Here is a 12,047-nt window from a genome sequence, read left to right as displayed (position 1 = left end):
GCGGATCGCCTCCGAGTTCCGGTGGCTTGTAGCTTTGGTGCTGTCATGAGCGCGCCAACAACTCGGCGGAACTTCGTCGCCGCAGCCACGGAGAGCGTGAGCTTCGCGGTCGCGAACCAGCTCACCGCGGTGGCCGTGGTGCTCCCGTTCATCTGCGTCGCGTTCGGTGGGAGCGCCTTCGCCGCCGCGCTGATCTTCCCCACCTACACGGCGGCCAACCTGCTCGGGGTCATCCTCGCGCCGCGCGTGCTCGGACTGCGATCCGTCTCGAGGTCGCTCGCGCTGATCCTGATCCTGATCGCAACCGTGTTCGCGATCACCGGAATCGCGATCTCCGTCGTCGACGAGGTGTGGCTGAACACGCTCTGGATCGTCGCCGCCGTGCTCGGCGTGCTCGCGGGCGTGGCGTCCATCGCCGTGGTGGAGGTCATGTCCTCGTCGCTCGCGCCGTCGCAGAAGTCGGCCATCAGCGTCGTGCAGAGCACCGGCGGCTCCGTCCTCACACTGGCGATCACGGTGGTCATGGGCGTGCTCTTCCTCGACCCGAAGGGCAAGGACGCCCACGTGACGCTCCTGTGGATCGGCGTCACCGCGATGGTCATCGCCTCCCTCGCGCTGCTGCCGATCCGCCCGACGGCATCCGGTCCGGCCGTCCGCCGCCGACCGGTCGGCATCCTCACGGCGTTGCGCGCGCGACCCGACCGGAGGTACCCCTGGGTCCGCGAGTTCCTGATCACCCAGATCCTGTTCCTCTCGATCTCACTGGGGACGAGCTTCTACAGCGTGCACAGCGCGACCCTGCACGGGCAGGAATCGGAGGCCCTGCACCAGATCGTGGCGCTCACCGCGGTCGGGAGCCTCCTCTTCACGGCGCTCTGGACCCTGAGCCGCCACCGGGCGTCGATCCGGGGCCTGCTGCTGACGGCCGCGGCGCTGGGCGTCACCGCAGGCCTCATCGCGCTCATCGCGGACTACGGCGGTGCCAGGGCCCTTCCGATCCTGAGCGGCGTCGTCATCACGCTCGCCGCGGCCGGCGGGGCGGCGACCTCCAGCACGCGGTCGACGTGGCTCTACCTCAACCTCGGACACGACGATGACATCGAGGTGGTCGTCTTCTGCCAGGTCGTGCTGGGCATCACCGCGACGGGCGTCGGGCTCCTGTTCGGCACGCTCGCCCACCTGAATTCGGTGGCGCCGACCTGGGGCCTGCTCCTCCTGTCGGGGTATGCGCTCTTCCATGCCCGCAGGGCGCCCGGTGAGCGCATCTCGGAGACCAAGGCCGGCCACCTGCTCGACCATCATCACGGGCACCATTGGGGCGGCTTCCATTGGTGAGGCGGGCCCCGCGGCATCCGGCGATCGGCCCGGTGCCCTGCTCACGTCACGACTCGGCCTCCATCGCCATCCGTTGGGTGCCGATGACGGCGAGCAGTCTCAGCCGGTCGTAGCTGTCGGTGCCCGGCTGGGCGGTGAGGACGAGCAGGGTCTGTCCTTGGTCGGGATCGACGAGCACCTGGCATGCGAGGTCGAGGATGCCCACCTCGGGATGCTGCAGGCGCTTCTCGAGCATGTGCGTGTTGCGCACCTCGTGCGCCTCCCAGAGCGCGGCGAACTCGGGGCTGCCGACGAGCAGCGCGTCGACCATCCGCGCCGCCCTCGAGCCGGGGCCGTGCTTGACGTACACGGCGCGGATGTCCGCGGTGAACGCACGGGAGTGCATGGGGTGGTCTTGGACGGGGTAGACGTCGCGAGCCGGCGGGTACATGAACCAGCGGTATCCGACGCTCCGCAGCTCGCCCTCGTACGCCGTCTCATCACCGAAGAGGGCTCTGGCCACGGGCGTCTGGGCCAGGGTCTCGCCGAGCTCGGTCATCACCTGCGCGGGCGTGTCGGCGAGCCGGTCGAGGATGCGGAGCATGCCCGGCGAGACGTGGTCGGTGCGCTGCGCGCGTGCGGGCGCGGTGTGGCCGGCGAGGCGGAACAGGTGGTCGCGCTCATCGAGGGTCAGGCGCAGGCCGCGCGCGATCGCCGCGATCATCTGCTCGGACGGCTGCGGACCCCGCTGCTGCTCGAGCCGGCTGTAGTAGTCGACGGACATGTCGCACAGCGCGGCCACCTCCTCGCGGCGCAGGCCCGCCGTGCGTCGACGGGGTCCTCGGCTCAGCCCGATGTCCTCGGGCTGCAGGGCCTCCCGTCGGCGACGGAGGAAGTCGGCCAGCTGCGCTCGGTCCATACGGCCAGTCTTCGTGCTCGTCGACGAGGGAACAAGGGATCGGCGATCCCCCTCGCCTCAGGCGGCCTCGGATCAGGCGACGAGGTCCACGCCGACGAGCCGCTCCGAGAGGTCCCAGATCCTCCGGGCATCCGCGGCGTTCTCGAGGCGCGAGTAGAGCCGCTGCTCGGCGGGGACGCCGCGCAGGTGCTGGAACCCGCTCGGCCCGTAGAGGCGGCCGCCCGCGGCATCCGGACTCGTCGCCGCGTACACCGCCGTCAGCGCAGCCGACTCGGGCGTGCCGAAGAGGATCCCGCGACGGGACAGCGCGCGGATGAATCGCACCGCGGTCGTGTCCTGCGGCCGTCCCAGCTGCGGTTGCGCGGCGAGCAGGTTGGTGGGCGTCACTCCGGGGTGCGACAGGTTGCTCCGGATGCCCCACCCCTCGTCCGCGCTTCGACGGTCGAGCTCCATGGCGAACAGCCCGAGTGCGATCTTGGACGAGCTGTACGCCTTCATCGGGTCGTAGCCGCTCTCCCAGTCCAGGTCGTCCCAGTTGACCGAGTGCTGGTCGGCGGCGACGCTCACCTGGGTCGTCACGTGCGCTCGCCCGGCCCGCAGCAGCGGGAGCAGGCGCGCGGTCAGGGCGACGTGGCCGAGGTGGTTCGTGGCGAACTGCAGCTCGAAGCCGTCCTCCGTCAGCTGCCGGGTCGGCGGATTCATGACGCCCGCGTTGTTGATGAGGATGCCGATCGGTCGGCCGTCGGCGACCAGCCCGTCGGCGAACGATGCGACGGATGCGAGCGAGGCGAGGTCCAGCTCGTGCACCTCGAGCTGGACATCCGGCACCTGCGCACGGATGCGCTTGGCCGCGGCCTGTCCCTTCACCGTGTTCCGCACCGGCATCAACAGTTCTGCGCCGGCACGGGCGAGCCGTGTGGCGATCTGCAGGCCGATGCCGTCGCTGGCGCCCGTGACGAGCGCCCGCCGTCCAGTGAGGTCGGGGACCTGGATGTCGATGGTCTTCGCCATGGGACGCCTCCTCGGGCTGTCGGCGCGAACCGCGTGATCCGCGTGCTCCCATGCTCGGAGGATTCGCGTCCGACGTTCAGGGCGCGGTCACCCGCGGATCGCCGATCCCTCCCTCCAACGAGTCTGGCGTCACGGCGCGTGCCCTTCCGTGGCCGTCCCGGATCGGCACGAGGAACCAGGCCCCCACGCGACGGCGGCGGGGAATCCAGAGAAGTTCACTTGTCGTCATCCTTCCCCTTGTCCCCCTTGCCCTTGCCGCCCTTGCCGCCCTCGTCACCACCGGTACCTTGGCCCTGATCCTGGAGCTCCGCGATCTGCTGCTGCAGCTGGGCCTGCGCCTCGATGAGCCGCTGTCGCTCCGCCTCGTCAGCGGCCGCGGCGATCGCTGCTTCGAGATCGAGACGGACGAACTCCATCGCAGAGTCGATCGCCTCGAAGCGTTCGTCATCGACCTTCCCGTCCTCGCGCGCTTCAGCGAGGTCCGCGGTCATCGCGTCGAGTTCGTCGACGGCGGTTTGCCAGTCTCCGGCGGCGCTCGCCTCACTGACGGTGACGACGTGCGCACGCAGGCTTTCGCGCGTCTCTGCATCGTACGCAGGCGAACAGGAGGTCATGGTGAACGCGACGAAGATCGCAATGATGCCAGGCAGGTGAGGGCGCATCAACGCTCCTTTCGCTCTGCTCACGCTACGGTGCCGACGACGTTCGTACGCTCGGTTGACCGAGCCGCTACGCGACTGGCGTCTCGATCCGGGCGCGCCTGGGTCTGGCCCGCGATGAGCGACCTGCCCTGTGCCGGGGAACCGCTTCATGCTCGAGCGCCGGCCCGAGCATGAGCGCCCAGAACTCGCGCTCGCGCGCCGAGGCGGTCTGCGCCTCTCCGGGATCATCGGCGCGGAAAGTGGGCCGCTGAGGCGCCATCACTGCCACCTCCGGGGAACCAACGCGAAGACAGCCACCACGGCCACGATCACCACGAGCAGCATTGCCACGACCGCCACCAGTCCGGATGCCCACCCGGGAAGTGCCAGGGCCTGGAGCACGACCGGGCTGTTCGCGAGGATCACCGCACCGACGCACACGACGATGGCGGCGAGGCCGGCGAATGCTCCCACGACGTAGGAACCGACTGAACCTGCTCTCATCCTGCCCTCCATTTCAATCGACCCAGTACGAGGCGACCTCTGAGCCCGGGAATGGTGCTGAGCCGACGCAGACGGCGCTGGTGCAGAGCGCGACCCTTGGACGACGGGGGCGGTGCGCTTCCCTGAGCGGCCAACCTGCTCAGTTGTAGTCGACGCTTCCTCATTCCTCTGCATCACACCGGGGCCCTTGACAGGGGTGGGGCGAAGATGCATGGCGTGAGGAGGGGCGGCGAGCGCGCAGCCGAGCGCCGACGGGCTCAAGCGGAACGACACAAAACCCCCGACTTCCGCGCAAGTCGGGGTCTGCGACCGCGGGGCTCACACGTAGGCCTCGCGCTTCATCCGCTCGACGATCCGCGCGGAATCGGCGCCGAGCTTCTCCAGGTCGAGCCACGGCACCCGCCCGTCGACGACCAGGGGGCTCCCGCCCACGAAGGAGTGCCGCACGCGCAGCTCGCCACCCGAGATCACGGGCGCGATCGTGCGGTCGTGCTGTCCGAAGTAGCGGGGGTGCTCGAGGTCGAAGAGCACGAGGTCAGCGGCCTTGCCAGGAGCAAGGGTGCCGACCGAGTCGAAACCGAGTGCCGCTGCTCCACCCCCGGTCGCCCAGTGCAGCACGCCCTCCGCGGTCGTGGCTCCCGGGCCCTGTGCCGCGCGATGGATGGTGAAGGCCGAGTACAGCGCCTGGCCCATGTCACCTGCTTCGTTCGCTGAAGTGCCGTCGACTCCGAGCGAGACGATCCCTCCCAGCGCCGAGAAGCGGGGAGCGTTCGCGATGCCCGACCCGAGACGCGCATTGGACTGCGGGCAGTGCGCCATGCCGGTGCCGGCGTCTGCCAGCATGCCCAGTTCGTGGTCCTCGCAGTGAACGAGGTGCGCGAACCAGATGTCGGAGCCGATCCACTCCTGTTCGGCCATCCATTCGACCGGCCGCAGGCCGAATCGCTCCAGGGACGACTTCACGTACGTCTCGTTCTCCGAGAGATGGGTGTGCATCCGCAGTCCGAGCGCGCGGGCAGCCTGCGCCACTTCCCGCACCTCCCCTTCTCCGAGGTTGAAGAGCGTCGTGACCGGCGTCGCTGCGACGCGCGTGAGTGCGAACTCCGAGGGGTCGTGCCACCGTGCGGCCGCGGCAGCCACCCCGGCGAGCATCTCATCGAGGGTTTCGGTGGGTGCGGGAGGCAGATCGCTCTTGTGCCACGGCCGGCCGCGGGTGAGGCCGCCGCGGCCCAGCACGAACCGGATGCCGAAGGCGTTCGCCGTCTCGACGAGGACCTCGGCCGGGTCGTAGTCGTACCGGTCAGAGAAGATGTAATGGAGGTCCGAGACCGTGGTCGTGCCCGAGAGCACGAGCTCAGCGAGGCCGACTGCGACCGAGGCGCGCATCGCCTCCTCATCAAGGGTTGGCCAGAAACGATACGGCCCCTCCATCACCCACTCATCGAGCCCACCGGGCAGCGTCGCCGGTATCGACTTCATGAGACTCTGGAAGAGATGGTGATGGGTGTTCACCAGACCGGGAGTGACGACGCATCCTCCCGCATCGATCACACGCTCGTCGGGCCCGGCGGTGAGTCCTTCCCCCATCTCGGTGATGACGCCGCCTCGCACACGCAAGGCGCCCGTGAAGCGCGCGTCACTCGCTGCGCCCGTCATTCCGTGTCGGATGTTGGTGACGAGGAAATCGGACATGATGCAGTCCTTTGGCCGAAGACCGCACGCCGCATCGCCGGAGACTCGACAAGCTGCGTCCGCCCGGATGCTCGGTCGCCGTCTCCGGCTGCGTACAGGGTCGACCGAACAATCAGATCAAGCTGGAACGCAGCGGGATCACTCTAGCGCCTCAGTCGGGGGTTCTTCGTGGCGGCACGGGTGGGACTTGAACCCGAAACGGGCCTGATGACGGCGCTGCGGATCATCAAGATCCGCGGAATTCCGCCTCAGTTGGTCGTGCCTCGATCTGCACTACCTCACGAGAATCGCGCCGACACGAGTCCGATCGCCGCGAATCCGGCCATGATCAGGGCCATGGTCGCGTAACTGCCGACCCCGGCAGCTACGACTGGTCCGAGCGCCGGCCCGAGCGCCGTGACGGCGGTGATCGGCGCGGCGAACACGCCGTTGATCGATCCGTAGTTCCGGGTTCCCCACCGGTCGGCGACGGCCGATCCCTGGACGAGGGTCTGCGCACCGCGGACCGCACCTGCCGCCATCCCGATCACGATGAGCAGCCATGGCGGTCCGGGCACGAGCGCCACCAGGCTGAGCAGCACGACGGCGAGCCCCGACGTCGCGGCGAGTGGTACCCATGGTGCGGTGCGATGCGGCAGCACGACGTAGACCAGTCGGCCGACGACCTGTCCGGCGCCGAGCAGTCCGAGCGCCCAAGCGGCCAGCTCGTACGAGAGGCCCTTCTCCATGTACAGCGGGATGAGGGCGAGCGTCACGCTGAACAGCGCAATGGCGAGCGAGAGCATCGAGAACTCCAGCGCCCAGAACCGCCGAGTCCGAACCACGGATGCGACGTGATGGACGTGCTCGTCGGCATGCGGCGGCGGCAGCGGTGTCCAGTTGTGCTCGAGGAAGAACCAGTGCAGCGGCAGCGTCAGCACGAGCAGCAGGATCGCGAGGAGGAGGAACGTCGTGCGCCAGTCGAGCTGCGTGAGCAGTCCTGCGACGATCGGCGCGAACACCGTCGAAGCGAGACCGCCGGCAAGCGTGAGGATCGTCATCGCGCGGCGCCGTCCATCGCCGTGACGGCGAGTGATCACGGTGAACGCGGCTTGGTAGAGCACCGCGGACTGCGCTAGTCCGCAGACGAGCCATCCGGCCGCGAAGACGAGGAGGTTCGGCGCGGCGCTCACGATGACCAGCCCGACGGCACCGATGAGTGCGCCCGCGGTCATGATGAGCCTGGGGCCGCGGTGGTCCAGCCACCGGCCGACGAGGATGCCCGAGAGCGCCGAGACGATGAGCCCTGCGGAGAAGGCCAGGGTGATCGCGGGGAGCGTCCAGCCGGTCTCATCCGCGATGACGGGCGCGGCGACGATCAGGGCGTAGTACAGGATGCCCCAGCTGATGACCTGCCCGACCGACAGTGCACCGAGCCGGACTCCGAGCCGGTGCTGTCTGGTCGAGAGCGTCGTCACCGTGACGCGGTGACGTCCAGCAGCTGGGAGAGCTGGCCGAGTGCGCCAGGCACGAGCTTGTAGTAGGCCCAGGTGCCGCGCTTGCTGCGGGACAGGAACCCGGCCTCCATGAGGATCTTCAGGTGGTGCGAGACGGTCGGCTGGCTCAGCCCGACCGGCTCGATGAGGTCGCACACGCAGGCCTCCTCGCCATCGGATGCCGCGACGATCGACACGAGGCGCAGCCGTGTCGGGTCGGCAAGGGCCTTGAGCTTGCGCGCCAGTTCGTCGGCACGCTCTGCATCGATCGCCTCGCGGGTCAACGGCGTGCAGCATGCCTCGAGGTCGGGCTGGATCACCGGAAGCAGAGTGGTCGACATGGAGCCATCCTAAACTGAATATTGACAAACGTCGATGGACTGTCCACACTCAATATCGAAGTTCATCGATGCCATTGGAGGCTACCCGATCATGACCCTGGTCGACCTCACCGTCCCGAGCCTGCGGGAGCGCAGCCTCGACTTCCTGCCCGTCGCGATCGTCGGCGCCGGCCCGATCGGCCTGGCTGCTGCCGCGAACCTCGTCCAGCGCGGCATCGACTTCGTGATCTTCGAGGCGGGCGACGACATCGCCAGCAGCATCCGGCAGTGGGGGCACACCAGGCTGTTCTCGCCGTGGAAGCACGTCGTCGACCCCGCCTCACGTCAGCTGTTGGAGGCGATCGGGTGGGAGCTCCCGGCGCCGGAGAGCCTCCCGACGGGTACGGAGCTCGTCGAGCAGTACCTCGAGCCGCTCGCCGCACTCGAGCCCATCGGATCCCGCATCCGCACGGGTGTCGCGGTCGACGCGATCACCCGTCAGGGCATGGACCGCACGCGCACCGCCCGCCGTTCCTCCACGCCCTTCCTGCTCCGGGTCCGCAGCGCAGACGGCGTCGAGGAGATCACCGCCCGCGCGGTGATCGACGCCTCTGGCACCTACGACCACCCGAACAGCCTCGCCTCCTCCGGGCTGGAGCCGCTGGGTCTTCCCGAGGTTGCCGATCGGGTCAGCCACGCGCTGCCCGACGTCCTCGGGCGTGAGCGTCTCCGGTTCGCCGGACGCCACACGACCGTGGTGGGCGCCGGCCATTCCGCCGCCAACACGCTCCTGGCGCTGGCCGAGCTGGCCGAACAGGCGCCGGGCACCCGGATCACCTGGCTCATCCGCAACGCGAGCGCAGTACGCGTGACGACGTCCGAGGACGACGGGCTCGCCGCTCGCGCGTCGATCGGACGCCGCGTCGATGCGCTCGTGCACGCCGGCCGGATCCAGGTCGTCGACCGGTTCGAGACCATCCGGCTCGGCCGCACCGACAACGGCGTCCGGCTGTACGGACTGCGCGGCGACGACCTCGTCGAGCACGAGACCGACGTCGTCGTGAACGCCACAGGGTTCCGGCCGAACCTCGACATGCTCCGCGAGATCCGCCTCGAACTCGATGACATCGTCGAGGCGCCCAAGCGCCTCGCGCCGCTCATCGATCCGAACGTGCACACGTGCGGCACGGTGGAACCGCACGGCTTCGCCGAGCTGCAGCACCCCGAGCCGAACTTCTTCCTCGCCGGGATGAAGAGCTACGGACGGGCGCCCACCTTCCTGCTCGCCACCGGCTACGAGCAGGTCCGCTCAATCACGGCATGGATCGCCGGCGACGTCGCCGCGGCCAGCCGCGTCGCACTCGAACTGCCGGCGACCGGCGTGTGCTCGACCAGCCTGCCCGCGGACGGCGCCGCCTCGTGCGGCACCGAGACGGCCGACTCGGCCACGGTGCAATCCGGCTGCTGCAACTGAGCCGGCGAGCGGCCTCAGTGGCATAGACTGACGTCTATGGATGCCACCGCGGAGGCCGCACGCGAGCTGAGGGTCGTCGCCGATCCCACTCGCGCGAGCATCCTGCGATCGATCCTCGAGGCACCAGACGGGCGCGTCCTGACCGGACGCCTCGCCGACGAACTGGAACTCCGGCAGCCCACCGTCAGCCACCACCTGAAGGCGCTCCTCGACGAGGGACTGCTCGAGAAGCGGCCCGAGGGACGTCGGACGTGGTACTCGATCCCCCCGGATCGGATCGACCGGCTCTCCGCGATCCTTCGAACCCAGGACGGGTCGGATTCGCTTGATCGCAGCCTCGACCACATCATCGAGAACCTGGCGTTCCGGTTCGCGGGCACGTTCGGACGGGAGACGATCGAGCAGTACGTGCGGGAGAGTTACGACCTGCTCGCGGCGCGCCCGAATCCCGGGCGCCACCTGCCGTCGTTGGCCGCAGCATTCGCCGCAGATCGACTCGATGCACTCGCGCGCGAGCACGAACAGCCGACGGACGGGACTCCAGAGGTGCTCTTCGTCTGCGTGCAGAACGCCGGACGTTCGCAGATGGCGTCCGCGATCCTGCGGCACCTCGCCGGCGACCGGGTGCACGTCCGCACCGCGGGCTCGGAACCCGCCGGGGACGTCCGTGGGACGATCCTCGCCGCGTTGGACGAGATCGGCGTGCCGCTCGGAGGCGAGTACCCGAAGCCCCTCACGAACGAAGTCGTCCGCGCGGCCGACGTCGTGATCACGATGGGCTGCGGCGACGCCTGCCCGATCTACCCCGGTCGCCGCTATCTCGACTGGGACCTCGACGACCCGGTCGGTCGGCCCATCGCGGACGTCCGCGAAATCCGCGACGACATCGATCGTCGGGTTCGTGACCTCCTCGCCACCCTCTGAAAACGAGCCCGCGTTGGCCAAATCATAGATTGTCGTCTATTATTTAAGCATGACCACCGACAAGCCCTCCGTCCTCTTCGTCTGCGTCCACAACGCCGGCCGTTCCCAGATGGCCGCCGGATACCTCCGCGAGCTGGGCGCCGGCCGCATCGAGGTCCGCTCCGCCGGCTCGGAGCCGAAGGACGTGATCAATCCCGTCGCCGTGGAGGCCATGGCCGAGGACGGCATCGACATCACCGGCAACACCCCCAAGATCCTCACCGTCGACGCCGTCAAGGAGTCCGATGTCGTGATCACGATGGGATGTGGCGACGCCTGCCCGATCTTCCCCGGCAAGCGCTACGAGGACTGGGAGCTCGACGACCCCGCGGGTCAGGGCATCGAGGCGGTTCGACCGATCCGAGACGAGATCAAGCGGCGGGTGACTGAGCTCGTGGGCGAGCTGCTTCCCGCACGCGCATGAGCGGCGAGAACGTCGTCGTCATCGGCTCCGGCCCCTCTGGCTACACCGCGGCGCTCTACCTCGCTCGCGCCGGATTGGCGCCCGTCGTTCTCGCAAGCTCGGTCGAAGCCGGCGGAGCGCTCGTGACGACCACCGAGGTGGAGAACTTCCCCGGGTTCAGCGACGGCATCATGGGTCCCGATCTCATGGAGCAGATGCGTGCTCAGGCCGAACGCTTCGGGGCTCGCATCGTCTACGACGATGCGACGGAGGTCGACCTGACCGGTGAGGTGAAGTTCGTCCGCACCATCAACGGCGTCGAGTACCGTGCGCACACGGTCGTCCTCGCGATGGGATCCGCCTACCGCAAGCTCGGCGTCGAGGGCGAGGAACGTCTCACCGGACGCGGCGTCTCCTGGTGCGCGACCTGCGACGGGTTCTTCTTCAAGGGCAAGGACATCGCCGTCGTGGGCGGTGGCGATTCTGCCCTTGAAGAGGCCATGTTCCTCACCCGATTCGCGGACTCGGTGGCGCTCGTGCACCGCCGTGACTCGCTTCGCGGCTCCCGCATCATGCAGGAGCGAGCACTGTCGAACCCGAAGATCCGGCCCTACTGGAATGCGGAGGTCGCAGCGGTGGAGGGCACTGACGGTGTCGAGCGCCTCCAGCTCCGCGACACCGTGACCGGTGCCGAGACCGCGCTCGACGCGACCGGCTTGTTCATCGCGATCGGTCACGACCCCCGCAGCGAGCTCGTCGCGGGCCAGGTCGAACTCGACACCGACGGCTACGTGCTGGTGCGGCATCCGTCGACGCACACGAACCTCGAGGGTGTCTTCGCGTGCGGCGATCTCGTCGACAAGCGCTACCGACAGGCGGTCACCGCCGCAGGCACGGGATGCGCCGCCGCTCTCGACGCCGAGCACCACCTCGCCGAGCGTGGGCTCGCCACGCCCGTCGAGGAGCAGCCGGCGATCATCCTCGAGACGCACTGACGGAACCGATTTCGCCTCGGAGCGCGTGCGGGCGGCGGCGTGGGGGACGTCTGCAGCACGGGCTTCCGATCTCGACCTCATCGGGCACGCGAGATGATCGCCTCCTCGAGTTGAGCCTGGGTCGGATGCCCCGCGAGCCCGCGCGGCGTCGCGTACACACGACAGGCGAGTGACCGCATCCGGCCACCGGAAGGGAACAGGTCGACTCCGTCGGCGAGGATCGTCGGGGAACCCGCGAACGCCCATCTGCCCGCCGCGTCTTCGGAGTCGATCACCTGCACTCCGACCTGAACGGCTTGGTGTCCTGTCGCATCCAGCGCTGAGCGAAGCATGCCC

General features: G+C 68.9%; 13 protein-coding genes. 5 read left to right on the top strand and 8 right to left on the bottom strand.

The annotated features are described in order from the left end of the window. Nucleotides 1-45: 45 nt before the first annotated feature. Entirely contained in the window at nucleotides 46-1,335 is a 1,290-nt protein-coding gene (locus tag ACFVN5_RS05945) for a hypothetical protein (protein ID WP_376953891.1), read from the top strand. A 46-nt stretch (nucleotides 1,336-1,381) separates the two neighbouring features. On the opposite strand, the gene ACFVN5_RS05940 is transcribed toward ACFVN5_RS05945, so the two are convergent. The 7 genes from ACFVN5_RS05940 to ACFVN5_RS05910 all read right to left on the bottom strand — a co-directional run bounded on the left by ACFVN5_RS05940 (nucleotide 1,382) and on the right by ACFVN5_RS05910 (nucleotide 7,897). Next, entirely contained in the window at nucleotides 1,382-2,233 is an 852-nt protein-coding gene (locus ACFVN5_RS05940) for a helix-turn-helix transcriptional regulator (protein WP_376953890.1), read from the bottom strand. Between the two features lie 72 nt (nucleotides 2,234-2,305). Further along, nucleotides 2,306-3,244 carry an SDR family oxidoreductase gene (locus tag ACFVN5_RS05935; protein WP_376953889.1) on the bottom strand — a complete coding sequence of 313 codons (939 nt, stop codon included), beginning with the start codon at nucleotides 3,242-3,244 and terminating at the stop codon, nucleotides 2,306-2,308. Nucleotides 3,245-3,459: 215 nt separating this feature from the next. Next, nucleotides 3,460-3,906, bottom strand: coding sequence for a hypothetical protein (locus ACFVN5_RS05930; protein ID WP_376953887.1), 447 nt, complete (start codon nucleotides 3,904-3,906; stop codon nucleotides 3,460-3,462). A gap of 258 nt (nucleotides 3,907-4,164) precedes the next feature. Continuing rightward, a complete protein-coding gene (locus ACFVN5_RS05925) occupies nucleotides 4,165-4,389 on the bottom strand; it encodes a hypothetical protein (protein ID WP_376953886.1) in 225 nt (74 codons plus the stop codon). 318 nt (nucleotides 4,390-4,707) lie between these two features. After that, nucleotides 4,708-6,081, bottom strand: coding sequence for an amidohydrolase family protein (locus ACFVN5_RS05920; protein WP_376953885.1), 1,374 nt, complete (start codon nucleotides 6,079-6,081; stop codon nucleotides 4,708-4,710). Nucleotides 6,082-6,359: 278 nt separating this feature from the next. Further along, a complete protein-coding gene (locus ACFVN5_RS05915; protein WP_376953884.1) occupies nucleotides 6,360-7,538 on the bottom strand; it encodes an MFS transporter in 1,179 nt (392 codons plus the stop codon). Beyond that, on the bottom strand, nucleotides 7,535-7,897 hold the full coding sequence (locus ACFVN5_RS05910) for a metalloregulator ArsR/SmtB family transcription factor (RefSeq protein WP_376953883.1): 363 nt from the start codon (nucleotides 7,895-7,897) through the stop codon (nucleotides 7,535-7,537). Before ACFVN5_RS05910 ends, ACFVN5_RS05915 begins: the two co-directional genes overlap by 4 nt. Before the next feature lie 91 nt (nucleotides 7,898-7,988). Between ACFVN5_RS05910 and ACFVN5_RS05905 the strand changes: the two genes are divergently transcribed. Genes ACFVN5_RS05905 through trxB form a run of 4 tightly spaced genes read left to right on the top strand, consistent with a single transcriptional unit; the run spans nucleotide 7,989 to nucleotide 11,711 of the window. Next, nucleotides 7,989-9,350 (top strand): NAD(P)-binding domain-containing protein, encoded by a 1,362-nt coding sequence (locus ACFVN5_RS05905; protein WP_376953882.1) that lies wholly within the window; start codon nucleotides 7,989-7,991, stop codon nucleotides 9,348-9,350. A 36-nt stretch (nucleotides 9,351-9,386) separates the two neighbouring features. Then, entirely contained in the window at nucleotides 9,387-10,274 is an 888-nt protein-coding gene (locus ACFVN5_RS05900; protein WP_376953881.1) for a metalloregulator ArsR/SmtB family transcription factor, read from the top strand. Between the two features lie 49 nt (nucleotides 10,275-10,323). Beyond that, nucleotides 10,324-10,737 (top strand): arsenate reductase ArsC, encoded by a 414-nt coding sequence (locus tag ACFVN5_RS05895; RefSeq protein WP_376953880.1) that lies wholly within the window; start codon nucleotides 10,324-10,326, stop codon nucleotides 10,735-10,737. After that, a complete protein-coding gene (trxB, locus tag ACFVN5_RS05890; protein ID WP_376953879.1) occupies nucleotides 10,734-11,711 on the top strand; it encodes a thioredoxin-disulfide reductase in 978 nt (325 codons plus the stop codon). The genes ACFVN5_RS05895 and trxB overlap by 4 nt, the downstream gene beginning before the upstream one ends. Before the next feature lie 77 nt (nucleotides 11,712-11,788). On the opposite strand, the gene ACFVN5_RS05885 is transcribed toward trxB, so the two are convergent. Continuing rightward, nucleotides 11,789-11,986 carry a hypothetical protein gene (locus tag ACFVN5_RS05885; RefSeq protein WP_376953878.1) on the bottom strand — a complete coding sequence of 66 codons (198 nt, stop codon included), beginning with the start codon at nucleotides 11,984-11,986 and terminating at the stop codon, nucleotides 11,789-11,791. Nucleotides 11,987-12,047: the final 61 nt, after the last annotated feature.

This window comes from Agromyces sp. NPDC057865 (genome assembly GCF_042796995.1).
Lineage (GTDB): Bacteria > Actinomycetota > Actinomycetes > Actinomycetales > Microbacteriaceae > Agromyces.
The sequence above is the reverse complement of the archived record's forward strand: the minus strand, read 5'-3'. Positions and strand labels throughout refer to the sequence as shown.

Bases quoted from the DNA above. Each gene is read 5' to 3' on its own strand.
- ACFVN5_RS05940 (WP_376953890.1), bottom strand. From the start codon at position 2,233: ATGGACCGAGCGCAGCTGGCCGACTTCCTCCGTCGCCGACGGGAGGCC.
- ACFVN5_RS05910 (WP_376953883.1), bottom strand. From the start codon at position 7,897: ATGTCGACCACTCTGCTTCCGGTGATCCAGCCCGACCTCGAGGCATGC.
- ACFVN5_RS05930 (WP_376953887.1), bottom strand. From the start codon at position 3,906: ATGCGCCCTCACCTGCCTGGCATCATTGCGATCTTCGTCGCGTTCACC.
- ACFVN5_RS05905 (WP_376953882.1), top strand. From the start codon at position 7,989: ATGACCCTGGTCGACCTCACCGTCCCGAGCCTGCGGGAGCGCAGCCTC.
- ACFVN5_RS05945 (WP_376953891.1), top strand. From the start codon at position 46: ATGAGCGCGCCAACAACTCGGCGGAACTTCGTCGCCGCAGCCACGGAG.
- ACFVN5_RS05925 (WP_376953886.1), bottom strand. From the start codon at position 4,389: ATGAGAGCAGGTTCAGTCGGTTCCTACGTCGTGGGAGCATTCGCCGGC.
- ACFVN5_RS05900 (WP_376953881.1), top strand. From the start codon at position 9,387: ATGGATGCCACCGCGGAGGCCGCACGCGAGCTGAGGGTCGTCGCCGAT.
- trxB (WP_376953879.1), top strand. From the start codon at position 10,734: ATGAGCGGCGAGAACGTCGTCGTCATCGGCTCCGGCCCCTCTGGCTAC.
- ACFVN5_RS05895 (WP_376953880.1), top strand. From the start codon at position 10,324: ATGACCACCGACAAGCCCTCCGTCCTCTTCGTCTGCGTCCACAACGCC.
- ACFVN5_RS05920 (WP_376953885.1), bottom strand. From the start codon at position 6,081: ATGTCCGATTTCCTCGTCACCAACATCCGACACGGAATGACGGGCGCA.
- ACFVN5_RS05935 (WP_376953889.1), bottom strand. From the start codon at position 3,244: ATGGCGAAGACCATCGACATCCAGGTCCCCGACCTCACTGGACGGCGG.